Below are 23,990 nucleotides of genomic sequence, written 5' to 3' on the forward strand. Positions count from 1 at the left end.
ATCTTTATGTAAGGACGATTCGATGGAAACCAGCGGACAGAATCTCCAGGGTCACGATCGGACGTCGGACGTTATTGCTGGTGGTCACTTGTCGTTGATGTCGAGAGCTGCGGGGTGGATCGAACGAATCGATCCGGGGACGCACCGTCGTGTCAAGGGGCTTCGGCTGGTGACGTCTTATGGGATTGCGGCGTTGCTGGGGACGCTGCCGTCGATCACGCATGGCCTGCATGGCGGGGCGTCGCTGTGCGCTCTTGCGGGTGGATTTGCTCTGTGGGCGAGTGTGTCTGAGGCTCGAATCGTTCGGACAGAGTCGAGCCGCGATCTTGTCCTGCTGTGCGGAGCCGGAGTCATGGGCGCGGTGTTGATGATTTGGCTGGCTCCCTTTTTGGTGGGGCCGGGGAGACCGGGAGTGGAGCTTGCGCTTGCTGTCGGGGCTTTTTTTGTTGGCTATCTGAAGCGGTACGGCGTTCTTGGTGCCGGGATAGGGTCTCAAATTTACCTTGGCCAACTTTTCGCCTTCGGATTTGGGCTGACGGCTCCAGACGTGAGGATGGTTGGGGTTGCAGGATTGATTGCTGCTCTTGGGGCAATTGTTCCGCGCCTGTTGAGTGGCCCGGCAGAACATCCAGCCGTCTTGCTGACGACCGTGCCGGGAGATTCACAGAACAGTGAGCTGCCGGCATTGTTTATGGGGTTGCAGGCCGCTGCGGCGGCGGTCGCGATCGTCGCTTTGAATGATGCCATAGGACTCACGGAGTCCGCGTGGGCGATTACAGCATCCACCTACGTCATTGCGAGTTCGAAGGCCGGCACGATCGAACGTGTTCGACGACGGATTGTGGGAACGATGATCGGAGTACCGCTTGGGCTTCTGTGTCTTCCGGTGGCAGACCGTGCGCCGCTGTTGGTTTGGGTGGCGGCCGGAATTGCCATGATTATCTATGCGATGGCGCTTCCAGAGCGGTATGACGTCGCGTGTGCCGCCTTCGCCTTTGCGCTGATCGTCACGATGGCTGCTACCGGAGATCACTCGTTCAGGCTGCTTGCATCGAGGGGCTGGGAGACAGTGATTGGAGGTGTAGTTGGTGCAGTTGCTGCGATGGTGATTGTGCCACGCTGGGGCTTTGGACGCGGCCGATAATTTTGCGATTGTCTGCTGTTGTGTTGGGTTTCTGGCATCATAGGTTGGAGTTGCATGAGGGGGCTTGATGAGTGGGGAAGTGAAGAATCAGGAGCGATTGTCGGGAGTATTGCTGCACGTTACGTCGCTGCCCTCGTACGGTGGGATAGGGGACTTTGGACCGGCGGCTTATGCGTTCGTGGACTTTCTGGCGGCGGCGAAGCAGAGGATGTGGCAGGTGCTGCCGCTGAGTCCGACGGGGTATGGGAGTTCTCCTTACTCGGCGCTGTCTGCGTTCGCGGGGAATCCGTTACTCATCAGTTTGGAGCTACTGGTAAACGATGGGTGGATCGCGGGGGAGAGGATCGCAGGCCTACCGGGGCATGATGGGCCTGCCGACTTTGAGGCGGCTTTCCGATTGAAGCTGCCGTTGATCGAAGAGGCGGCTGGCAATTTTCTGGATCGTGCTCCCGATGACAGACGTGCAACGTTTCAGAGATTCTGCGAGCACAACAGTTCATGGTTGCAGGACTATGCGATGTTCAACGTACTTCGTCGCATGCATGACTACGCGAGCTGGCACGAGTGGCCTGCTGAATATGCGCGACGGAACGGGGATGCGTTGAGCAAACTGCTGACGGATCGTGGACGCGAGCTGGCGATCGAGCAAGTGGTTCAGTTTTTCTTCAATGAACAGTGGTGTGTGTTGAAGGGATATTGTGTGACGCGGAAGATTCGCATCATGGGCGATGTCGCGATCTTCGTGAACTACGACAGCGCCGATGTGTGGACGCATCCGGAGATGTTCGAACTGGATGAGGATCTCAGGCCCGTTCGAGTTTCTGGTGTGCCGCCGGATTATTTCTCAGTTACGGGGCAGCGGTGGGGCAATCCACTTTATAAGTGGGGGCTCTTGAAGGAGCGCGGATTTGATTGGTGGGTGGCGCGGATTCGGAGATCGTTGACGTTGTATGACGTGATTCGGCTGGATCACTTCCGCGGATTTGAGGCATTCTGGTCGATTCCGGCAGAAGAAGAGACGGCGATCAACGGGCAGTGGGTAAAGGCTCCTGGGCATGAGCTGTTTCAACGGCTGAAGGAGGTATTTGGGGAGTTGCCATTTGTGGCTGAGGACCTGGGGCTGATTACGCCTGAGGTCGATGAGCTGCGAGAGCACTTTGGAATGCCAGGTATGCGGATCCTGCAATTCGGCTTCTCCGACCGCGGAGCGCACCTTTATCTTCCGCACCGGTATGTTCCGAATACGGTGGTGTACACGGGAACCCATGACAACAATACGACACTGGGTTGGTGGCGGGATAATGTGAGCGACGTGGAGCGTATGAATGCGCAGACGTATCTGCAGAAGATCGATCATGACGAAGATATTGTCTGGGCGATGATTCGCGCGGCGGCCCGGTCGGTGGCGAATCTTTGTGTGTTTCCCTTGCAGGATGTGCTGCACCTGGGGAGCGAGGCGAGGATGAATACGCCTTCCGCTGGTGCGGGAAACTGGAGTTGGCGGTACGGATCGAATGCGGTACATCCGGACTTCGCGAGCCAGCTTGCCGAGTTGATGGTGATGACCGATCGCGACGGGTGGGAGAAGCCCACTGACGGTGGCGAGGCCGGTAAGCCTGTGGAAGAAGCGTCGAAACGGGCAGAGCTGGGCGCGAACGTTTAGACTGGGAAGGTATCTTAATTCTCAGGAGCACCAAAGCATGCCTCTCTCTGGCGAAGCAATCCGCACTATGAACTACGTTGATGACATCTCGGTGACGTTGCGCCGCATTCTCGCGGTGCTGCCGTCGCTGACAGAGGAGGAGCGCCAACGCGTATCCGAGCATATCAAGGCCGCGGAGCCGAGCTATGAGTCCGTGATCACGGCAGTCGCGAGCAAGAAGTGAAGGAAGAGGCTGTGGGCCAGCCATCGCCCGAGATTCGCAGGGTTGCGATTATCGGGGCAGGGGTGGCTGGCCGCAGCTTCGCTTTAGCTTGCGTTGCTGCGGGCTTCGATGTGGTTCTGGAAGATGTGATGCCGGCCAATCTGTGGCGCGCTGAGGCAGAGTATTCGGACTTGAGTGCGCGCGTGGCCGCGGGAAGTCTGGAGTTGGCACAGACGGTCGAAGACGCTGTGCGGACGGCTGATATTGCAGTGGACTTTGTGCCGGATGAGCTGGAGTCGAAGCTGGAGATCTTCAGCATGATCGACCGGATGGCTCCGCCGAAGACGATCTTGTGTACGCCTAGCTATGCATTGAGCATCACGGATCTTGCTTCATGTGTGTATCGGCCCGAGCGGTGTTTCGCGGTGAGGGGGAATCTCGTTCGTGGGGATGCGGTGGTGGCACCGATCGTACGCCTGTTGTACCCGGGGGCAACTCTGGCGTCGGTTGTAGAGACGGTTCGTGTTTTTTTGCGTACGCTTGGAGTTGCGGTACAGGTAGAGGCCGATCCGGACGAACCCGTCCTGAGAAAGAATGCTTCCTCCTCCGTGACGCGATAGCTTGTTCCACTGCTCCAGTTTCCCTTTCCGTGTTCGTTAAGTTATCTGTTTTTTATTTGTCATTCGTGGGGAACTGTTTCAATTAACCCTGCGTAGACCATTGCGGAGAGTCTTCGTCCAACCATAGCTATGCGCGCCCTTTTCAATGTCTTTGCTCAAGTATTCCGGTCAATCGGTGCTAATAAGCTGCGTTCGTTCCTGACGATGTTTGGGATCGCGTGGGGCGTGGCTTCGCTGCTGCTGTTGATTGGATTGGGCGAGGGCTTTCGCTCGGGACAGCGCCGTGGGCTGGCAGAGCTTGGCACCGATGTAATCATGATGTGGGGCGGAACAATTCCGGTGCTGCCGGAACAGCATGTGGGGATGCGGCCGTACAAGCTGACGCTGAGTGATGCCGCGGCGATTCGCGCTGAAGCGCCGGATGTTCGGAATGTGACCTCGATCATCAATCGCAGCGATCTGAAGCAGGTGAGCGACTATTCAAGTGCGGGCGGACAGGTGTTGGGAGTTGAGCTCAACTACCCGCAGATTGCGAATCTGCCGATCGCGCAGGGGAGATTTTTGAATGAAGAGGACATTGCCGAACGGCGGCAGGTGGTCGTGCTCGGACAGCGGATGGTCGGGCTGTTATTTCCGGGGCGGCCTGCACTGGGCGCGGTGATCACGTTGAATGGCTATCGGTTTCAGGTGATCGGGGTAGCGAAGAAGGTTGGGCGCGGTAATAACGACGGAAGTAATCAGCGGATTTATATTCCGTTGACCACGATGCAGGAGTTCTTCCCGATTACGGGCGACAATATTCCGCAGGATTCGATCTCCTCGATACAGTATCAGCCGCTGACGGAAGAGCTGAACGAGACTGCGAAAGCTGAGGTACACAAGGTCATCGCGACGCGCCATGGATTCGACCCTGCTCGGAAGGAGGGATTTGAAGAGTGGGACACGATCAAGTCGAACCGAATGGTGGGACTGATCTTTACCGCGATGGATGTGTTTCTTGGTGGCGTTGGAATTGTGACGCTGGCGCTGGGAGCGGTAGGGATTATCAACATCATGCTGGTGACGGTGACCGAGAGGACCAAGGAGATAGGGCTGCGAAAGGCATTGGGTGCTACGAATCGAAGCATTCTTTTCCAGTTCTTTCTTGAGGGGCTGACGTTGACGGCGTTGAGTGGGTTGATCGGGATCATTGGTGCGGCGGCTCTGATGGCGGTGCTTGGTTCGGTTGTGGGAGATAACGATATGGGATTTGATCCGCCGCGGTTGGTGCCGTGGTCGGCGGCGATGGCGATGGGGACGCTGACCCTGTGCGGGATTGTGGCTGGACTTTACCCGGCGAGGCAGGCAGCAATGCTTGCTCCTGTGGAAGCACTGCGAAAGGAATAAGACAAATGCTGAGCGACATCCTTGGACAGGCTATTGAGGCCATGAAGCACAATCGCCGACGCACGATGATTACGATTGTGGGTATGGCGTGGGGCATTGCGACGGTAGTGTTGCTGCTAGCGTACGGGGCGGGGTTCGGGCAGGCGTTCGAGAATATCTTCGCGCAGTTTGGAACGAACATGATCGGCGTGTTTCCTGGTCGGACGAGCGAGCAGGCGGGCGGATCGAAGGCAGGCGTGCAGGTTCGCTTGACGCAGGACGATGTGGAACGGATTCAAGAAACGGTACCGGGCGTGATGCGCGTGGCTCCGACGGTGGATAAGACCGTGCCGGTGCAGAACGATCTGCATAGCTTTAGCTGGGATGTGACTGGGATTACGCCCGAACTGCAGTCAATCCAGAAGTTGGATCTTGCGGCGGGACGGGCGATTACCGAAGCGGATGTGCAGCAGAGAGCCCATGTCACAGTGATTGGCTCGGAGGCGAAGACGAAGCTGTTTTCAGGGCTGTACCCGATTGGGGAGAAGATTCGGCTGAATGGCGTGAGCTTTGAGGTGGTGGGGGTGATGACTCCGAAGATGCAGGAGGGGGACGACAGCGACATCAACCGCCAGGTAAATGTGCCGTTCACGACGATGAGCGATATCAAGGACACGAAGTATCTCGACGGTATATGGATGGACTATAAAGGCGACCCCAAGATGGTGGAAGAGGCGCTGCGCAAGACGCTTGCTACAGCGCATGGATACCGGCCGAGCGATCGTCGCGCGGTGTTTGTGGCTAACATCATGGAGCAGTTGTCACAGTTCCGGATCATCTCGCTGGGGTTGCAGGTATTGCTTTCGTTTATTGGCGCGTTGACGCTGGGGATTGCAGGCATCGGGCTGATGAATATTATGTTGGTGAGTGTGCAGCAGAGGACGCGTGAGATTGGTGTCGAGAAGGCGCTGGGTGCGCGGAAGAGGCATATTCTGATGCAGTTTCTGGCCGAGGCGCTGGTGATCTCGGGCATTGGTGGCGTGGGTGGGATTGCGTTGGCATACGCGGTGGCGAAGGGTGTGGGGCGGATTACGTTCTATAGTGCGCTGGCTTCGAATGCGGAGGCGGGAGATATTCATCTGCTAATTTCGCCGAACACGGTGCTGGTAGCGACGGTGATTCTGATCATTGTGGGAACGATCAGCGGGATGATTCCTGCGATGAAGGCGGCGAGCCTGGATCCGATTGAGGCGTTGCGGTACGAGTAGAAACACTCTTTCGTCTCGTTCCTGAGTCACGGCTAACAATCCTGATAGATCCAGTTGCCCGAAATTCAACGAACCCCGCTAGCATGAAGAGTGCCTGTCGTCGGGGAGGCTCGCCGACAGATGGCTCGTCACTAAGAGTTTGCGGAGGCGCAGTTGAAGCAGGCCAAAGGTCCTAAGGAATTTGTATTCCATCGTCGAGAACCCGATGTTCACGATGATTTGATCGCTGTGGGTGGGGCAGAAGCTCTTTTTGAACGTGATGTGATCTCGGTTTCCGAAAGTCTGATCGAGGGAGTTCAATTTGAAGAGTGCAACGCAACCTCGCTCTTCATCGAGGCTTCGGTTGTCGAGCGCGGAAACCTATCGAACTGTCGCTTTGGTTCGGTCAAGCTAGCGGATGTGCGTCTGGTGAACTGCGATCTAGGGAATCTAGAGGCCAGAGCCATGAACCTGGTGAGAGTGGAGTTCATCAACTGCCGCATGACCGGGTTTCGTGCGGGAAAGCTGGAGTGCCAAGATGTTCTGATCTCACAGGGGGATCAACGGTACTCTCAGTTCCGATTCTCTCATTTTAAGTCGTCCGAGTTCGAGTCCTGCAACTTCGAGGATGCCGATTTTTACGGAACAGATCTGTCTGGAACGCGTTTCCGAAGATGCAATCTTCGAAATGCGGAGATGAGCAAGACGAAGCTTGTCGACGCGGATCTTCGAGGGTCGGTGGTGGACGGAGTTCAGATGAACGCAGAGGATATTCGAGGCGCAGTGGTTGATGCGTCGCAGGCGATGCTATTTGCTCCGCTTTTGGCATACGAATCGGGTAGTTAGTTTTCTGTCTGTTCGCGCTTGTAGGGTTTCTGCATAGAGGCGCGAGCTTCGTTGACTGCCCCTTGTGTGTTGTCATTGGTCTGAACGGCCAGACGGTACTCGTTGACGGCGCGATCGCGCTGGCCGGTGACGTCGAAGATGCGGCCGAGTTCGATGTGACTCCAAACCTCGACCCACTTGGGATCGCCGTCGCCGCGGAGGGCATCGCGGAAGCTATTGGCGGCGGATTGATAGTTGCGCTGCATGAAGAAGATTTCGCCGATACGATATGCGGCGAGCGAACTGTTCTTGTTGGCGTCGAGGGCCTTTTGATATTCGATAAGGGCGCCGGTCAGGTCTCCCTGCGCGACCAACTCCTGGCCACGGAGAACGGCGACGCGGACGGCAAGGTCGGGGGTGCTCTTCAGCAGCCAGTTTTCGGGGTCGATGCTGATGCGACGGGGGCGGCCGAAGGTTTCGATGGAGTACTGCGAGTCGGAGCCGGAGATGTCGACGCGGCGGATCTCGGTTTTGCCGTCCGTTTCGATGCGGAGCTCGATCGGCATGCGGAAGAGGTCGAGATCCTGGGTGATTGCACCAACGGTCCGGAAGCCCTTGTTGTCGCCGAGGCGGAAGACGGAGTACTTGTCGGCGAATGCGGGGGCCCCGGTGCCGTCAAGCCATTGAGCAAAGAACGCCTGGAGTTCGAGATTGGACTGTTTTTCGGCGATGGTCTGAACGTTGGAGCTGCGGACAGACTTGTCGGCGTACTCCGAAAGGATGGCACGGAGGAACTTGATGAAGACATCGTCGCCCATCTCCCAGCGAAGCATGTGGAAGACCATGGCACCTTTTTCGAGAGTCATGGATTGGAACTGAGGCGAGAAGGGGTCGAGGCGGCCGATGGTGGTGAGGGGTTCGGTGTCGTAGGCCAAGGCGCCGGCGGAGATGTCGGTGATGGCGGACTGGAAGGCGTTTTTGCCGGAGGAGTCCTCGAGGTACATCAGCTCGGCGTAGCGCGACATGCCGTTGGTGATCCAGGCGTCGTTCATAGTTGCGGGCGAGACCTGGCTGCCCCACCACTGATGGGCGAGGGTGTTGGAGAGCAGACGCTGCTCGTTGCGGGCGGCGATGCGGTTGCCAGCGATTGCGGCGATCTCGGGGGCCCATGCGGCGGAGACGGTATCGTCAGGCAGTTCGACGAGATTCATGTGCGTGGATTCTGTCTGGCTGAAGGTTCCGGACATGAAGAGGTATTCGCGCTCGCCAAGGCTGGCGAAGTCGTGGGCGTGGTCTTTGTGCTTTTCGGTGACGTAGACGCGCATGTTGCCAGCGGTGATCGGTTCAAGAAACTTACCGGCGATGATGGTGCCGGGGAAGCCGGGTTTCGACCACTTGAAGGTGTGTTCGGTGCGGTTGCCAGGGAGACTTTTGGCGGCGGCTACGCCACTGCCGGATCCTATGACGCGCTCGTCGGATGGAACGCGGATGTGCATCTCCGCAGTGAAGCGGTTGGTGAAGAGGCCGGTCATGGGGAACCAGCGGCCGGGATAGAGCAGGATGCTGATGGGATCTTCGATGGAGGCGAGCTTGATGCCTTCGACGGGGCTGGTTTCAGAGCCTTTGAGGGTGCCTGCGTATGTGAAGTGAAAAGTAGTGCTGGTGCCCTTCGGGATCGGCGCCGCGAGGGTGAAGCGGACGGTGCTGTCGTTGGTCAGGCGCTCGGATTCGAGAGGGTGGCCCTGGGCGTCCGTGACCTTGGTGATCTGTAGACCGTTGTTCAGCTCGAAGGTGGGTGTGGTGAGCTCTTCGAGTGCGGTGAAGGTGACGTCTGCGGTGGCGCTTAGGCGGTTGACCGAGGGGTCGAGGTCGGCGTTGATGAGATAGCTGGTGATCTGGAGCTGCGGCTTAGCCGGCGCGGCCCAGACCATGGCGGTCAAAAGACAGAGAGTGAGGGCTGTCAGGGATGTCGTTCGTAGGATGCGGAAGAGAGCGGACATGCGAGCTAAGATTCCTCAAAACACCATGGTACAGCGGTCGATTGATTAGACGCTTGCAGGGACGTTTCGGCCACCTGCGGGAGTATTTCGCGGTAAAAGTGCTTCGACTGCATCGGCAACCTGCAGAATGGATGAGGATTTCGAGGTGGGTCGGAGGATTTGGCCTACCTCGGCGAGGTCGGCGATCATCCGGCTGCGTTCCGGACCGTCTGCGAGCAGGGGACGCAGGGCGGAAGCTACGTTTTCGGCTGTGAAACGGTCCTGCAGAAGCTCGGGGACGATGCGGCGACTGGCGATGAGGTTGACCATAGCGATGGGCAGGTTGCCGTCGGCGTCGAGGGGGGCAGGGATCTCTGGCGGGTAGTGGACGAGGTGTTTTGCCAGCCGGAAGGTGAGCGGGGAGACTTTATAGACGACGATAAAGGGGTTGCCGATAACGGCAGCCTGGACCGTGGCGGTTCCGCTGGCAACGACGCTGGCGCGGGCGTGGTGGAGGCCTTCGCGAGCGTCGGGGACGAGGTGCGCCAGAGGGCCTGCGCCGGCGGGTTTGCTAGCAGATATAAGTTGCTCGACCCATTCACGTTTGAGGGTGGAGGCGACTGGGACAATGTATTCATAGCCGTTGCCGAGCGCGGCGGCCGCGTCGAGCATGGTCGGAAGGTTTAGTCGAACCTCTTTGGATCGAGAACCGGGCAGCAGAGCGATCCACGGCATGTCAGGGTTTAGTCCGTGCTGCTGGGCATAGTCTTCGCGCGAAATGGTGGGGAGGGGAAGTTCAGCCAGGGGATGACCTACGAAAGCTGCGTTCACTCCCCGGGCCTGGTAGAACCCTTCTTCGAAGGGGAAGATGACCATCATGCGGCTGACACGCTGCTGTACCCAACGGAGACGGCGACGCTTCCATGCCCAAAGCTGCGGGCTGACGAAGTAGATCACGGGGATGTTGAGTTTCTTCAGTTCGCGGGCGAGGCGGAAGTTGACGTCGGGGAAGTCGATGAGGATGGCGACATCGGGATGCTGCTTTTTGATGGACGCGACGAGGCGGCGGTACTCCCCGTAGATGTAGGGCATGTGCCGGATGACCTCGGTGATGCCCATGTGGGCGACGTCTTCGGCTCGGACGACGCGGTTGAGGCCGGCGGTTTCCATCTCGTTGCCGCCCAGGCCGAAACTGGCGAGCTGCGGGTAGCGTCTGCGAAGTTCGGTGAGGAGTTGAGCGCCGTAATGGTCACCGCTGGCTTCGCCGGCAGAGAGAAAGATGCGCGGGTTGGGGTTTGTGACGATGGAACCAGTGTAGATTTTTCTGGAGAGGATTGCATGGCTTTAAGTGCAGTCAAGAGGTTTCGTGGGGTGCTGGAGCCTGCCAGTAATGGGCTGGGGTGGGTGATTGTGCGGCTTCCGTTCGAGATTGAGAAGACTTGGAAGAAGATGGTGCGTTTGCGGGTGAAGGTAGAGATTGGTGGAGAGGTATATCGAACATCTTTGTTTGGTGATGCTGTACGGGGTGGACATTTTTTACTCGTGAATAAAAAGATGCAGAGGACAGCCGCGGCGAAGGTTGGGGCTATGGTGGACTTTGCGATTGAGCCGGATCTGGACGAGCGCGAGGCGGTGGTGACGCCGGAGTTTGAGAGGTTGCTGAAGCGGCAGAAGAAGCTGGCGATGTGGTATGGGGAGCAGAGCGAGTCGATGCGGCGCGAGGTGGGTAAGTGGTTGGGCGCTGTGAAGAGTGTCGAGGCGCGGCAGAGGAGGGTGGAACAGATGCCGAGCGAATGTTGTTGGCCATGGAGGGGGAGAAGGTTCTGCCGCCGGTGATAGAAGCGGCGTTTGGTTGGGTGCCTGCCGCGCGCAGGGGATGGGAGGCGATGACCCTGACGCAGCGGCGGACCAGTCTGCTTGCGGTCTTTTACTATCAAAGCCCAGAGGCCCGAGAGAAGCGCGTTAAGAGGCTCGTTGAGGATTGCCTGAAGGTGGCGGGAAGATGAGAGCCCGCATTCTTTCTTTCGCGCTGGACGTTGTCGGCCGGGTGTTTCTGCGAAGAGATCGCTTGAGTGGCTCGATGAAACGTTTGTTCGATGCGTTTGCGTTTGACCAGGAGCGTCTGACTATTCGTAGTGGGGACAGAGAATTGTCAGCAGTGTATGTTCGTGCGAGCGACGACGCACCGGTGTTTCTGATCTGTCATGGGATCGGCGAACAGGTTGAGTACTGGAGTGGCGTGCAGGAGTTGTTGAGGACGATGGACGTTTCCTCGCTTGTGTTCAATTACTCCGGGTATGGTGCTAGCTCGGGGAGAGTGAGCGTGGCGCACTGCGAAGAAGATGCGATTGCGGCCTATCGGGAGTTGAAGGATCGCGGGCACCAGTCCATCTTTTTGCTGGGCTTTTCTCTTGGAAGCGGCGTGGTTTTAGCTGTTGCACCGGGGCTCAAGGTTGATGGGGTGATTCTTTGCCAAGGGTATTCCACACTTCGTGAGGCGGCGCTCGCGATGGGTTTTCGACGTTGGATGACTTACGCGATGCCAGATGTCTGGCACAACTTTCGGCAGTTGAATGAAACGACGACGCCAGTTCTTGTAGTTCACAGCGATGGGGACCAACTGTTTCCTGTGGCGATGGCGAAGCGGGTCCATGAGGCTTGTGGGGAGAGTGGGGAGCTGATCATCGTCTCTGGATTTGCACACGATGGCCCGGTCTACTTCCCGACTGAGACATACTGGCGCCCGGTCGTTGAGTGGGCAGAGCGAGTGTCTTCGAGAATCACGGTACGGGAGTTGCCTTCTGGAGACTAGTCGGCGCTGAGTGGTTCGAGCGGAACTGAGTCGCTGCCAGTGCCGAGTTCCTGGTCGCGGTACTGGAGCTGGTAGAGCTTCCAGTAGAGGCCGCGCTCGGTGAGGAGCTGCTGATGGGTGCCGCGCTCGCGGAGCTGCCCCTTGTGCATGACAAGGATGGTGTCGGCGCGTTGGATGGTGGAGAGCCGGTGCGCGATGAGGATTGAGGTGCGGCCGGTGATCATCCGGGAGAGCGCGAGACGGACGCGGAGCTCGGTGTCTGTGTCGACCGAGGAGGTGGCCTCGTCTAGGATGAGGATGCCAGGGTCGTGGGCGAGGGCACGGGCGAAGCTGATGAGCTGCTTCTGGCCGGTGGAAAGGGTCGCGCCACGTTCGCGGACGGGCTCGTCGAATTGAAGAGGAAGGGAGCGGATGAAGTCGCCCACGTTGACTTCGTCTGCTGCGCGCTGGAGACGCTCGTCGGTGATCCACTTGGAGCCGAGGCGAATGTTGTCGGAGATAGTGCCGGTGAAGAGGAAGGGGTCCTGCAGGACGACGCCGAAGCGTTGGCGGAGTCTTTTTAAATCTTGCTTGCGGACGTCAACACCGTCGACGAGAATGCTGCCGCGCTGGATGTCGTAGAAACGCATCATGAGGCCAGTGATGGTGGTCTTGCCGGCGCCGGTGTGGCCGACGATTGCGGCGGTCTCGTCTGGTTCGACAGTGAAGGTAACTCCGCGAAGGATCCATTCGATGTCGGCGAAGGTGTTGAGTTCTTCTTCGGTAGCGGAAGTTACGCGGGTGCGCTGGGCTTCGTCGAGAGCCTGATAGGTGAACCAGACGTTGTGGAACTCGACGCGACCTGAATTGTTGCCCGATACAGGAGAGGCAGGGGAGACGATGGTGGGTTCGGTGTCGAGCAGTTTGAAGACGCGTTCGCTGGCGGCCATGGCGGCTTGCAGGATGTTGTATTTTTCGCTGAGGTCCTGAATGGGGCGGAAGAAGCGTTGGGCGTACTGGATGAAGGCGATGAGGATGCCTACCGTGACGACGCTGCTGGCCTTTGGCAATGCGTGAAGAAGAGGTTGAAGCTCGTGTAGCTGAGTGGCTTGGAGGTAGTGGAGAGCTGATATGCCGCCGCGCCAGATGATGAGTGCGATGGCGGTGGCGCTAAGGAACTCGACGACCGGGTAGTAAACGGCATAGGCGAAGATGGCGTCGGTCCAGGCTTGTTTGTTTTCGGCATTGACGGAGGAGTAGTCGTTGAAGGCGCGGCGCTCGCGGTTGAAGAGCTGCACGATGGACATGCCGGAGACGTACTCCTGCGTGAAGGAGTTGATGCGTGCTGTGGCGGCGCGCTGGCGGCGGTAGCTGTCCCGAACGTGGCGGCGGAAGATCCTGGTGACGTAGAGGATCGCCGGGATGACTGAGAGCGCGAGAAGGGCAAGAGGCCAGCTCATCCGCAGCATGATGAGGACGATGAAGAGGAGAACAAAGATGTCCTCGAAGATGGCGAGCACGCCTGAGGTAAACATTTCGTTGAGCGCGTCTACGTCAGAGGTGACGCGAGTGACGAGTTTGCCAACTGGATTGTGATCGAAGAAGGAGGGCTGCATGCGCTGCAGGTGACGGAAGATCTGGCTGCGAAGATCGAACATGATCTTCTGCCCGGTCCACTGCATCATGTAGGTTTGCGCGAATTCGAGTACGTAGGTGAGAAGGAGCGCGCCGAGATAGAGACAGCCGATCTGGGTGATGCCGGTCATGGGGCGCGAGCTGAGATGGCGCGCCAGCCAGGATAGCTTGGCCGGTGGCGTGTCGGTCATGTAGGTATCGACGGCGACCTTGACCAGGTAGGGCCCCATGACGTCGGTAGAGGCCTTGAAGAAGATGGTGATAGCGGAGAGCCCGGTCTGCAGTTTGTAGGGCTTGAGATAGGTAAGGAGACGGCGCATCAGACGTCCGTCGTATGCCTTGCCGGCGACTTCATCGTCCGGCGATGGCTTTTTCGCGGTCTCTTCCTTTGGATTCTTCGGTTTCTGGTCGTCTGCCATAGGCAATCTCTATTCTAGATGCTTAAGGCAGATGCGCGATTCGGGAAGCGCAGGTTTCACTGGGGCTTTACGTCGGTCACTACTGCTCCCAGGACGTGTCCCTGATTGCTTTGCTGAGCGAAGACAACTACGCGCATTTCAGTCAGTTTGGCGTCATCAGGGGCGTTGAGGCTAAAGTTGAGTGCTCCTGCGTTGAGATCTTTCAAAGTGCCGATGTGCTGCAGGCTGCGGACGACGCCCGCGTGCTGAAGGCGCCGGCCACCGTTTTCGCCGTTGTGAACATCGGTGGTGTCAGAAGGATCGACAAGAGCAGCGTAGAGTTCCGCATACGCCTCGGAGGGAGACGATCCCGGCAGCGAGACGGAGGAGGAGATCTTGCGCGCGTCCACGACGGGGCAGGAGAGCGATAGATGGAGTTTGGTTTTCTGCGCTGCGCTGGTGATGTAGCGGTGGGCATGGAAGGAGTCGTTGCCCACGAACTGATCGGTTCCGTCGACAATCATCTGCGGGGTGTATACGCCGTCAAGCCCGAACCGTCTGCTGTACTCGCTCTGACGCTCGGTGTATTGGTGAGAGGAGAAACGGTCGTGCCATCCGAGGTCGTCCCAGTAGTCGACGTGCTCTTCGAGAATGATGATCTCGGCATTTTGAATGGGCTGATCGTGGTCGAGCTTTGCCAGGAGAGCGTCAGCGGGTGGGCAGCTGGAACAGCCCTCGGAGGTAAAGAGCTCTACGAGGACCGGCGTGAGATTTGCGTGTGCTGTCTGCGCGTGGCCTGAAGCGAAAGAGATGACGAGAAACAACGCCGTTACGGCGAGGAATCGAAGCTGCGACATGGAACTAGACCTCTGTAGATTAGAGTCCCTGCTGAGGTTTTAGTTACACCCCGAGAAGCCGCTCGTCGTGAAACAATCGAAGAGAGGGTTATTTCGTTTCAATGGTTGAACCTGTCGGCGTCTATATTTCGGTTCCGTTCTGCAAGGCGAAGTGTACTTTCTGCAACTTTGCTTCGGGGGTGTTCGGGGCAGAGCGGATGCAGCAGTATGTGAACCGTCTCGGCGTGGAGATTCGCGGGGCGCATGCGGCAGCGGGGAAGATCGGAGCGTCGCTGCCCAGGGCTGTGGACACGATTTACTTTGGTGGTGGCACTCCTAGTTTGCTGTCGGCACAACAGTTTCGTCTGATCTTTCAGGACCTTCGAAGCGAGTTCGATCTGGCCGCGGATGCCGAGATTACGTTGGAGTGTGCGCCTGGACAGCTCGCAGATGAAACCCTGGATGAGTTGCTACGCCAGGGAATGAACCGGATCAGCTTCGGGGTTCAATCGTTTATTGATCAAGAGGCCGCTGCGGTTGGTCGCCTGCACACACGGAAGCAGTGCGAGGCGGAGATCGCAAGGGTAAGGACCGCCGGGGTTCGCGAGATCAATGTTGATCTGATCGCGGGGTTGCCGCATCAGACAGAGCAGAGCTGGCGTTACTCGGTGGAGCAGGCGATTGCGAGTGGCGTATCTCACATCAGCGTTTATCTTCTCGAGGTTGATGAGGATTCGCGGCTTGGGCGAGAGATGCTGGAGCAGGGAAGCCGCTATGGCGCAGAGGCCGTGCCTGATGAGGATCGTGCGGCGGAGTGGTATCAGCAGGCGTGCGATTTGTTAAGTGAGGCGGACGTGCAGCAGTATGAGATCTCGAATTTTGCTCGGCCAGGACATTGGTCACGCCACAATTTGAAGTATTGGCGTCGTCAACCGTACGTCGGTATTGGCCTTGACGCGCATTCGATGCTGCTTGTCGATGAGGGTGCGGTCAGGTTCGCCAACACGAGCGATCTGGATCGATATCTCGGACAGGGATCGGCACCGAATCCGCTTCGTCTTCTTGAGTTTGAGCGGGACGCGACGGATGGTGAGATTGATATTGTGGGTCACGGCGAGGCCTTTGAAGAGTCGCTGTTCCTCGGCCTGCGTTTGAACGAAGGCGTCGATCTTAATGCATTGCGGGGACGGTTTGGCGAGGGCTTGCTGCAGGACGCAATGCCCGCCCTCGTTGAAGTTCGCGATGCGGGACTATTGGAGTTGAGTACGGAAAGAATTCGGTTGACTCCGAAGGGACGCCTCGTCTCAAACGAAGTCTTCAACCGGCTGTTGATTCATGCGGCGGCATAACAAATCAAGGCAGAACAAAACAGAGGAGAGAACGAACATTATGATCGACCTGCGCAGCGACACCGTGACCCGCCCCACCCCAGCCATGCGCGAGGCGATGGCCTCCGCCGAGGTCGGCGACGATGTATATAGTGAAGACCCCACGGTCAATCGCCTGGAGCGTGAAGCCGCGGAGACTTTTGGCCGCGAAGCTTCGATCTTCGTACCCACAGGGACGATGGGGAATCAGATTGCGATTCGGCTGCACACCCAACATGGGCAGGAGGTCATTTGCGAGGCTCGGTCGCATGTACTCGATTGGGAGATGGCGATGATGTCCGCATTCTCGGGCTGCCAGGCGCGCGCCGTTGCAGCGGAGCGCGGCATTTTGACGTGGCAGCACATCAAGCCGGCGATTGGCGCGAAGATTTACTACCGCGCGCAGACGGGGCTAATCAGTCTGGAAAACACCCACAACATGGCTGGTGGCACAGTGACTCCGTTGCCGGTACTTGAGGAGGTTTGGGCGGGGGCTCGTGAGGCTGGTCTGCCGGTTCATCTCGATGGAGGCCGGGTTTTCAACGCGGCCACTGCGTTGGGACTCGACGTGGCGAAGCTGACGAGCGGATTCGATACTGTGATGTTCTGTCTGTCGAAGGGCCTGGGCGCGCCAGTGGGCTCCATGCTGGTTGGGAGCAGGAAGGCGATCGAGCAGGCGCGGATTTATCGCAAGGCTTTAGGCGGCGGCATGCGACAGGCGGGTGTCCTTGCGGCTGCAGGGCTGATTGCTTTGCATGAGATGTCGAAGCGGTTGCATGAAGATCATGCGAATGCCCGGCTGCTGGCGGAGGCGGTCGCTGCTGAACCTGCGGCTGCGGAGATCGACATGGAGACAGTGCAGACCAACATCGTGATCTTCAAGCTGCGCTCTAAAGATCGGGCTACTGGTGGAGACGCTGCGGCATTTACTGCGGCCCTGAAACAGAAGGGCGTGCTAGTCAGCGCGATTGGCCCGCATTCGATTCGATTTGTAACGCATTACGACGTCGACCGCGTTGCGTGCGAGAGAGCTGCGGCCATCGTGTCGGAGCATCTGCGGGTACTTTAGCGGCCGCGAGAGGGCTTTCATCCGAGGGATTCGAAAACCTAATCGCCGCCACCCGCGTTAATCGTCGGATTGGTCGCGAGGAACACGGCTACTTTGGTGCCGTGATCGGTATCGCTCGTGTCGCTGGTGATGCAGATGGTACCGCCATGTTTGTTGATGATGCCGCGACTGACCCAGAGGCCGAGCCCTGTGCCATGTTCTCCTTTGGTAGTGAAGAAGGGCTGGAATAGATGCGGCTGCACATCGTCCAGAATCCCCGGACCGTTGTCGGCGACGATCACCGTTGCTCCTGCCTGCATTTTCTGGCCATTTACATCGACGCCCATGTTTTGTGGAACGATGCTGATCTTTACCTCGCCGCCAGTGCCCGCCGCCTCGGCTGCATTGGTAACGAGATTAGTGAAGACTTGGCGCAGCTCAGCAGGGAAGGCGGCTACTTCAATGGGCTCCGGCATGTCGTTGGACACCGTTACGCCCAGATCGCTGAGCCGTCTCTCCATCAGGAGCAGGATCTCCTCGAGCATCTCTTTGAGATCGACCACGACAGGAGCCTTTGATTCGCGATAGAGACCAAGCATGGCGCGGCTGATTTGCGTGACTCGTGTCAGCTCCTGCTGTGCCATGTCCATGAAGTGGACTGACTCTTCAGGGGTGACGCCGTTGCGCATGAGATAGAGGAGATTGGTGACCGAGTCGAGCGGATTGTGGATCTCGTGCGCGATGGTGGCGGCGAGACGTCCCGCGACCGCGAGCTTCTCGTTCGCAATCAGAGCTTCCTGAGTCTTGCGTTCCATCGTGATGTCGCGAAAGACGAGGACGATGCCGATCGTGTTTCCGGCTTTGTCGCGGATGGGAGCGCCGCTGTCAGAGATGTCGAGTTCGGTGCCGTCTTTGCGCAGGAGAATCGTGTGATGGTTGGCCATGCCCACGATCTTGTCGAGGCGCATCACCTTGGCTACTGGTGTTTCTACCGGTTCGCGCGTTGTCTCATTGACGATGCGGAAGACATCTTCGAGCTGATGCCCGCCGGCTTCGGGCTGGCTCCAACCCGTCAACTCGCTGGCTACGGGATTCATCATCTGAATGTGGCCTTCGGCGTCGCAGGTGATGACGCCATCGCCGATCGATTCGAGGGTGGTTCGGAGTTGCTGCTCGGATTGGTAGAGCTCTTCGGCCCGACGGCCGAGGATGTCGAGCGAACCGCGGTAAGCGGCAGAGACCGCGTGGAGGCGACCGCGGGTGAAGAGGCCGATCAGCACACCCATTCCGAGGGCCAGGGCGAGCAACACCAGAAGCAGGGTATGGACTTGACGATGCCAGCGTGCAATGCGCCGGGTACGACTGGCCTCGGCCTTCTGGATGATGTCGGTGAGATCGTGACGGACGTTGTCCATCAAGACCTTACCGTGGAGGTTTAGATCCACATCATTGGTTTGTCCGCCTCCGCGAACCGTGGCAATGACAGGAAGGGCGAATGCGTCTTGCCATGTCTGGTGTTCGTCCCGTAGGTCCGCAATGTCGTGCTTCTGATCGGCATCCGCGCCAGCCAGGTTGTCAAGGTTTTGAATCTCGGTCTGCAGATGGGATTCTGCCTCGTAAAACGGCTGCAGGAACCGCATGTCGCCGGTAGTTTCGTACCCGCGCAGGCCGGACTCCTCATCGACGACCAACTTCGAAAGCAAGGTTGCTTGTGAGATACGGGCGTCTGATTCCTGAATCAGATTCACCGTTTCGTTCGATCCCCGGATCTGAAAGTACAGCGCGCCGGCGACTACCAGCAGCGCGACGACAGGTAGTACGAAGACCTGCCTTAAAATATTGTTGAATTGACTTAGATTCAAAGCCCTCTCGCCCCGTGAATTTCCTTCGGTTGCGGAATCAACTGACTGGTTGCAGTAGGATGCCTAATTTTTCCAGAAGCACCGGGGCACCCTCCCCCTTGGTCATATAAAGATTGACCAGGGAGGTGACCTCGGGAGCCAGACCAATGTAAGCCGACAGTAAAAGGATGGGAACCTCAGGCTTGATCTGTCGCATCTGGGTGGCGATCTCGCCGCCGTGCATCCCCGGCATGGAGTAGTCGAGCACAACCGCTTCTACCGGTTCGGCCGAGAAGACGGCGAGCCCGCTCGGTCCATCCGATGCCGTCAGTACCCTATATCCGGCCCGTTCCAGCAAAATCTTCCGAACCTCGAGCCCGATTCGTTCGTCATCGACGCATAGGACGAGATTGGAGTGTTGTTTCATGCAGTTCTGACCGTCTGGGCCCCTTAGAATGACTCTAGAGTATACGAACGTACTCTTCATAAGCTTTACTGTGGACGATTCATCGTACGTTAGCAATCCCCCGTCCGTGGTGCGCTAACCTGACGTTAATCAAGTCACGTGATGACAGAGGTTTATACGAAGTGAGTCAGACGATTTTTGTGTTGGAAGACGATGCGGATATCTCCCGCCTGGTGCAGTATCATCTGGAGAGTGCCGGATTTACAGTTCGCCCGTATCTCGCTATCAATCAAATACTTACCGACGCCGAACGGCAGCCGCCCGCGCTTTTTCTCTTGGACATTATGGTGCCAGGCGGGGATGGTCTGGATCTTTGCAGGAGATTACGCCAGAATCCTACGCTGAGCGTGGTTCCGATTATCTTCCTCACGGCGCGTGCGGCCGAGAACGACCGCGTCCACGGCCTTGAGATGGGGGCCGATGATTACATCACCAAGCCCTTTGCGACTCGCGAGCTTGTAGCCAGGGTGAAAGCGGTGCTGAGGCGCTTTGAGCGACCAAGTTCGCCTTCGGTATTGAAGTTCGAGAACGTAGAGATCGACGCCAGTGCTATGCAGCTTCGTGTGAACGGCGAGCTGGTAACGACGACAGCCACGGAGTTCCGGCTTCTGGATTATCTGGCCCGTCACCCTGGGCGAGTCTTTAGTCGTGATCATCTTCTGGATGCGGTATGGGGGGACGCTCGTTTTGTCACCCCGCGTTCGGTCGACGTCTATGTCCGACGCATTCGCGAGAAGATTGAGGCCGACGCCGAAACGCCACGCTACTTGAAGACCATGCGTGGCGCCGGGTATCGCTTCGAGATTCCGAAGGCGGCGCAGGCGTAGGCTGGGGGGTGGTCCGTGAGGCGTGGCGTCTTTTTTTCGGTCTTCCTCCGCGTTGCGATCGCGCTGGTATTCCTTGCGTTTGCGGGGTTCTCGTCGGTACCCCAACGCTGGCTAATGGCGAGCTTGCTCGTGCTCGCATGGGCCGGCATTAGTGCCTTCCTTTTCGCGCGTTCGGTTCGGCAGGACGTCAACCTCTTGCAAGACTCTGCCGCGGCAATTCCTGAGCGCCAGATCGATGAAGTTCGCCCCTCCTTCAACGATTTCGATGGCTTGGCACGGGCAATTTCGGTCGCCTCTGGACAAGTGAGTCGTGCACTGAATGACGCATCGGAGAGCCGGCGCGAACTTGAAGCGATGATCGACAGCATGCAGGACGCGGTCGTTGCCGTTGATCCGGCCGGCCGTATTCAGTGGACTAATCAACGGATGCAAAAACTGATTCCCGGCGCGTCCTTTAGCAGTGCGATCCGTGTTGGACACGCGTTGGTCCAGACGATCCGCGATCCTGAAGTGCTGGACTGCGTCCGCACGGCTCTGGAGCAGCGGGTAGTAAGCGATGGCCGCTCGACCTCGCTGCTGCCCGGTCGCATCTTCGAGGTTAACGCATCACCCATGCCCGGTGGCGGGGCCGTCGCCGTTCTGCACGACATCACCCGCATCGAAGAGGTTGAACGGACCCAGCGCGACTTCGTTGCCAATGTATCGCACGAACTGCGCACACCTCTGACGTCGATTACGGGTTATGTTGAGACGCTGCTTGATCATGAAGCTGCGCTTAGCCAATCGGCGCGAGAGTTTCTCACCATCATCCTGAAGAATGCCAGTCGTATGAATCGGCTGACGGAAGATCTGCTGGTGATGGCGCGGGTAGAGTCCTCCGAACAGGAGCTCCATCCGGCTCCGATTCCAGCCGACATTTTAGTGCGCGACGCCGTGCAGGCAATGAGCGGCCTGGTGCAGGATACGGAATCGATTCTTGAGATCGGCGATATCTCCACCACCGAGGTCGTCGCCGACACCGACGCGATCCTCCAGGTTCTCAGCAACCTCATTGAGAATGGCATCAAATACGGTCAGGCTCGCAACGCCGCCGTTTGCAAGGTGGTCGTCACGTCTCGAGATGTCTCGGATCCAATTGAGGCAGTGGAGTTCAGTGTGCGAGATTTTGGCCCCGGAATTGCCTCGGAGCATCTCGGCCGAATCTTCGAGCGTTTCTACCGGGTGGACAAGGCACGCTCAAGAGAATCCGGAGGAACCGGATTGGGGCTCGCGATTGCGCGGCACATGGTGCAGACTCATGGCGGATCGATTCGCGCGGAGAGCGAGCTAAATGCTGGCAGCAACTTTATTTTCACACTTCCCAAGGCTCAGAACTTGGTGGAATAATGCCGTTTTCACTCCGATGTAACCTCTCCGTAACAATTCCCCCTCACACTCAAGAGTGAGATGTATTGACTGAAATGCTGGATCGATGCATTGAAAGCCTAGGGGGACGAGTGAATCTGAAAGTCATCGCAGCCGGCGTGCTGACATTGGTAGCCGTGGGCGCCAACGCACAAAACATTAACGGAGCGGGAGCAACCTTCCCGTATCCTATTTATTCCAAGTGGTTTAGCGAATATAGCCAAACGAATCCGAGCGTAAAGATCAACTATCAGTCCATCGGCTCCGGCGGCGGAATCCGTCAGGTATCGGAAGGCACTGTCGACTTCGGCGCTACCGATGGTCCGATGACCGATCAACAGTTGAAGGATGCCAAAGTAAAGGTGATGCACATTCCCACCGTACTCGGTGCGGTCGTGCCGGTTTACAACCTCCCTGGTGTCAACAAGGACCTCAACTTCTCCTCCGACGTGATCGCAGATATCTATCTGGGCAAAATCACCAAGTGGAGCGACCCGCGTATTACAAAAGACAATCCGGGAGTCAATCTGCCGGACAAATCAATTCTTCCGGTGTACCGTTCTGACGGAAGCGGAACGACGTTCATCTTCACTGATTTTCTTTCAAAGGTCAGCCCGGACTGGGCGACCAAGGTCGGTCACAGTACCTCGGTCAAGTGGCCCACGGGTATTGGCCAAAAGGGAAATGAAGGCGTCGCAGGCATGGTTCGTCAGTCGCCATATTCCTTTGGATATGTCGAGTTGATCTATGCCGAGACGAACAAGATGAGCTTCGGTGCAGTGCGCAACGCATCTGGCAAGTTTCTCAAGGCTTCGACTGCGGGCGTGACTGCTGCTGCGTCTGCAGCGGCGAAGACAATGCCAGCCGACTACCGGGTCTCCATCACCAATGCTCCAGGTGCCGATTCCTATCCGATCTCCAGCTTTACCTGGCTGCTGATTCCGACTCACTCTACTGATCCGGCTAAAGCAAAAGCACTCGCCGACTTTTTGGGTTGGATGTTGGATCACGGTGAAAACGAAGCTGCTGCGCTAACGTACGCTCCATTGCCCAAGCAAGTTCAGGATATGGTTCGCAAGAGCATTGCGACCGTAAAATAGCAACGCTGCCGCACGGGTTTCAGACGGAGATTCGTGCGGCATCTTTTTTCTTACCAGCACCCGGATAAGTAAGGCCGATACAATCGATCCGAAGAGTCAACTGTCAGGAAAATAGGATTGTGTCTTCTACTCGTATGACTCCCGAAAGAGAAACAAGCTCACCGTTGCCTGTACCAACACCCGTGTCGCCTCCTGCGGCCTTTGCGGATATGGCTCCGGCTGTGGCAAGTACAACCTTGTCTCCGATCCGGGACTACCTCTCCAAGCGGGGAAGCGGTCGCCTTGCCGATGACAGTTTTGCTGCGGTCATGCTGATTTGCGCATGCAGCATCTTCGCAATCGTTTTGTTCATTTTTGGCATCCTCATCATGCACTCCCGGCTGAGTCTCGCTCAGTTCGGGTGGAAGTTCTTCACCACCCAGGCATGGGATCCGGTCTCGGGCGACTTCGGCGCGTTACCCTTTATCTATGGCACACTTGCCACATCCCTGTTGGCTCTTTGCATGGCGGTTCCTCTGGCCCTCGGCGTAGCAATCTTCCTTACCGAGTTGTGCCCGCGCCCGCTTCGTGCTCCAATCTCCTTCCTCACCGAACTGCTTGCTGCCATTCCCAGCGTTGTCTATGGCCTTTGGGCTGTCTTCGTTCTTGTACCGCTTATGCGCGATGTCATCGGTCCGTTCCTTAGCAAGACCCTTGGCTGGACTGGTTTCTTTGATGGTCCCAACTTCGGCGTCGGACTTCTGACGGCCAGCATGATCCTCGCCATCATGATTCTTCCGATCATCTCCTCGCTGACCCGCGACATTATGACCGCGGTGCCCAACAGTCAACGAGAGGCAGTGTTAGCGCTCGGTGCGACCCGATGGGAGATGATCCGTGTTGGTGTTCTGCGCAACTCCCGCATCGGTATTGTCGGCGCCGTCATGTTGGGCCTCGGACGCGCCTTGGGCGAGACGATGGCTGTCACGATGGTCATAGGAAACCATCCCGATATCAGTAAATCGCTCTTTGCCCCCGGCTACACTCTGGCCAGCGTCATCGCCAACGAGTTCTCCGAAGCCACTGGTGATCTTTACCTAAGCGCCCTTATCGAGATTGGTCTGGCTCTCTTTCTGGTCACCATCGTCGTAAATGCCATCGCCCGCCTGATGGTCTGGGCGGTAACACGCAACGCACCTGCGCGGGTCATCTGACATGAGCACTCAACCCTTGAGCAACCAACCCCGACCCAT

Annotated in this window: 22 protein-coding genes; 16 read left to right on the forward strand and 6 right to left on the reverse strand. The window is 57.8% G+C overall.

Translation table 11 applies throughout. From position 1 onward, the window contains the following. The first annotated feature begins 22 nt into the window (after positions 1-22). The 7 genes from HDF14_RS19555 (at position 23) to HDF14_RS19585 (ending at position 7,087) form a co-directional block, all read left to right on the forward strand. Positions 23-1,144, forward strand: a complete 1,122-nt coding sequence (locus tag HDF14_RS19555; RefSeq protein WP_183980007.1) for an FUSC family protein — start codon at positions 23-25, stop codon at positions 1,142-1,144. Between the two features lie 67 nt (positions 1,145-1,211). After that, a complete protein-coding gene (gene malQ, locus HDF14_RS19560) occupies positions 1,212-2,807 on the forward strand; it encodes a 4-alpha-glucanotransferase (protein WP_183980009.1) in 1,596 nt (531 codons plus the stop codon). A gap of 37 nt (positions 2,808-2,844) precedes the next feature. Then, positions 2,845-3,030 (forward strand): hypothetical protein, encoded by a 186-nt coding sequence (locus HDF14_RS19565; RefSeq protein ID WP_183980011.1) that lies wholly within the window; start codon positions 2,845-2,847, stop codon positions 3,028-3,030. Continuing rightward, complete coding sequence (locus HDF14_RS19570; RefSeq protein ID WP_313899639.1) at positions 3,027-3,629, forward strand: 3-hydroxyacyl-CoA dehydrogenase NAD-binding domain-containing protein; 603 nt, start codon at positions 3,027-3,029, stop codon at positions 3,627-3,629. The genes HDF14_RS19565 and HDF14_RS19570 overlap by 4 nt, the downstream gene beginning before the upstream one ends. Positions 3,630-3,833: 204 nt before the next feature. Beyond that, a complete protein-coding gene (locus HDF14_RS19575; RefSeq protein ID WP_313899640.1) occupies positions 3,834-5,015 on the forward strand; it encodes an ABC transporter permease in 1,182 nt (393 codons plus the stop codon). Between the two features lie 5 nt (positions 5,016-5,020). Continuing rightward, positions 5,021-6,262, forward strand: a complete 1,242-nt coding sequence (locus HDF14_RS19580; RefSeq protein ID WP_183980015.1) for an ABC transporter permease — start codon at positions 5,021-5,023, stop codon at positions 6,260-6,262. 153 nt (positions 6,263-6,415) lie between these two features. Next, positions 6,416-7,087, forward strand: a complete 672-nt coding sequence (locus HDF14_RS19585) for a pentapeptide repeat-containing protein (RefSeq protein ID WP_183980017.1) — start codon at positions 6,416-6,418, stop codon at positions 7,085-7,087. Here HDF14_RS19585 and HDF14_RS19590 read toward each other — a convergent pair. Together HDF14_RS19590 and lpxB are read right to left on the reverse strand one after the other, a co-directional pair. Continuing rightward, complete coding sequence (locus HDF14_RS19590; RefSeq protein WP_183980019.1) at positions 7,084-9,066, reverse strand: M1 family aminopeptidase; 1,983 nt, start codon at positions 9,064-9,066, stop codon at positions 7,084-7,086. The genes HDF14_RS19585 and HDF14_RS19590 overlap by 4 nt on opposite strands. A 45-nt stretch (positions 9,067-9,111) precedes the next feature. Next, positions 9,112-10,380 carry a lipid-A-disaccharide synthase gene (gene lpxB, locus HDF14_RS19595; protein ID WP_313899645.1) on the reverse strand — a complete coding sequence of 423 codons (1,269 nt, stop codon included), beginning with the start codon at positions 10,378-10,380 and terminating at the stop codon, positions 9,112-9,114. 3 nt (positions 10,381-10,383) lie between these two features. Here lpxB and HDF14_RS19600 point away from each other — a divergent pair, with 3 nt between their 5' ends. The 3 genes from HDF14_RS19600 to HDF14_RS19605 all read left to right on the forward strand — a co-directional run bounded on the left by HDF14_RS19600 (position 10,384) and on the right by HDF14_RS19605 (position 11,857). Then, a complete protein-coding gene (locus HDF14_RS19600; RefSeq protein WP_260698433.1) occupies positions 10,384-10,881 on the forward strand; it encodes a YdeI/OmpD-associated family protein in 498 nt (165 codons plus the stop codon). Next, positions 10,851-11,051, forward strand: a complete 201-nt coding sequence (locus tag HDF14_RS26850) for a YdeI/OmpD-associated family protein (RefSeq protein ID WP_260698434.1) — start codon at positions 10,851-10,853, stop codon at positions 11,049-11,051. The genes HDF14_RS19600 and HDF14_RS26850 overlap by 31 nt, the downstream gene beginning before the upstream one ends. 74 nt (positions 11,052-11,125) lie before the next feature. Then, positions 11,126-11,857, forward strand: a complete 732-nt coding sequence (locus HDF14_RS19605; protein WP_183980021.1) for an alpha/beta hydrolase — start codon at positions 11,126-11,128, stop codon at positions 11,855-11,857. On the opposite strand, the gene HDF14_RS19610 is transcribed toward HDF14_RS19605, so the two are convergent. Then, positions 11,854-13,890, reverse strand: a complete 2,037-nt coding sequence (locus HDF14_RS19610; protein ID WP_183980023.1) for an ABC transporter ATP-binding protein — start codon at positions 13,888-13,890, stop codon at positions 11,854-11,856. The two genes, HDF14_RS19605 and HDF14_RS19610, sit on opposite strands and share 4 nt — an antisense overlap. A gap of 56 nt (positions 13,891-13,946) precedes the next feature. Beyond that, the gene (locus HDF14_RS19615; RefSeq protein ID WP_183980025.1) at positions 13,947-14,726 is read right to left on the reverse strand and encodes a DUF1223 domain-containing protein; all 780 of its coding nucleotides are present in this window, start codon (positions 14,724-14,726) and stop codon (positions 13,947-13,949) included. A gap of 101 nt (positions 14,727-14,827) precedes the next feature. Here HDF14_RS19615 and hemW point away from each other — a divergent pair, with 101 nt between their 5' ends. Together hemW and HDF14_RS19625 are read left to right on the forward strand one after the other, a co-directional pair. Beyond that, positions 14,828-16,054 (forward strand): radical SAM family heme chaperone HemW, encoded by a 1,227-nt coding sequence (gene hemW / locus HDF14_RS19620; protein ID WP_183980034.1) that lies wholly within the window; start codon positions 14,828-14,830, stop codon positions 16,052-16,054. Between the two features lie 40 nt (positions 16,055-16,094). Next, positions 16,095-17,141, forward strand: a complete 1,047-nt coding sequence (locus HDF14_RS19625; RefSeq protein WP_183980036.1) for a threonine aldolase family protein — start codon at positions 16,095-16,097, stop codon at positions 17,139-17,141. 38 nt (positions 17,142-17,179) lie between these two features. On the opposite strand, the gene HDF14_RS19630 is transcribed toward HDF14_RS19625, so the two are convergent. Next, a complete protein-coding gene (locus HDF14_RS19630; RefSeq protein WP_183980038.1) occupies positions 17,180-18,982 on the reverse strand; it encodes an ATP-binding protein in 1,803 nt (600 codons plus the stop codon). 37 nt (positions 18,983-19,019) lie between these two features. Further along, complete coding sequence (locus HDF14_RS19635) at positions 19,020-19,388, reverse strand: response regulator (RefSeq protein ID WP_183980040.1); 369 nt, start codon at positions 19,386-19,388, stop codon at positions 19,020-19,022. A 161-nt stretch (positions 19,389-19,549) separates the two neighbouring features. On the opposite strand from HDF14_RS19635, the gene HDF14_RS19640 reads away from it, so the two are divergent. From HDF14_RS19640 to pstC, 4 genes are all read left to right on the forward strand, one after another. Continuing rightward, positions 19,550-20,254 carry a winged helix-turn-helix domain-containing protein gene (locus tag HDF14_RS19640; protein WP_183980042.1) on the forward strand — a complete coding sequence of 235 codons (705 nt, stop codon included), beginning with the start codon at positions 19,550-19,552 and terminating at the stop codon, positions 20,252-20,254. A 15-nt stretch (positions 20,255-20,269) separates the two neighbouring features. Further along, positions 20,270-21,640: a sensor histidine kinase gene (locus HDF14_RS19645; protein ID WP_183980052.1), complete on the forward strand. Its 1,371-nt coding sequence runs from the start codon at positions 20,270-20,272 to the stop codon at positions 21,638-21,640. A 110-nt stretch (positions 21,641-21,750) separates the two neighbouring features. Next, entirely contained in the window at positions 21,751-22,758 is a 1,008-nt protein-coding gene (gene pstS / locus HDF14_RS19650) for a phosphate ABC transporter substrate-binding protein PstS (protein WP_183980054.1), read from the forward strand. Between the two features lie 221 nt (positions 22,759-22,979). Next, positions 22,980-23,951: a phosphate ABC transporter permease subunit PstC gene (gene pstC, locus HDF14_RS19655; RefSeq protein WP_406707247.1), complete on the forward strand. Its 972-nt coding sequence runs from the start codon at positions 22,980-22,982 to the stop codon at positions 23,949-23,951. Positions 23,952-23,990: the final 39 nt, after the last annotated feature.

The organism is Tunturiibacter gelidiferens (assembly GCF_014201335.1).
In the GTDB taxonomy this organism is placed as follows: domain Bacteria; phylum Acidobacteriota; class Terriglobia; order Terriglobales; family Acidobacteriaceae; genus Edaphobacter; species Edaphobacter lichenicola_E.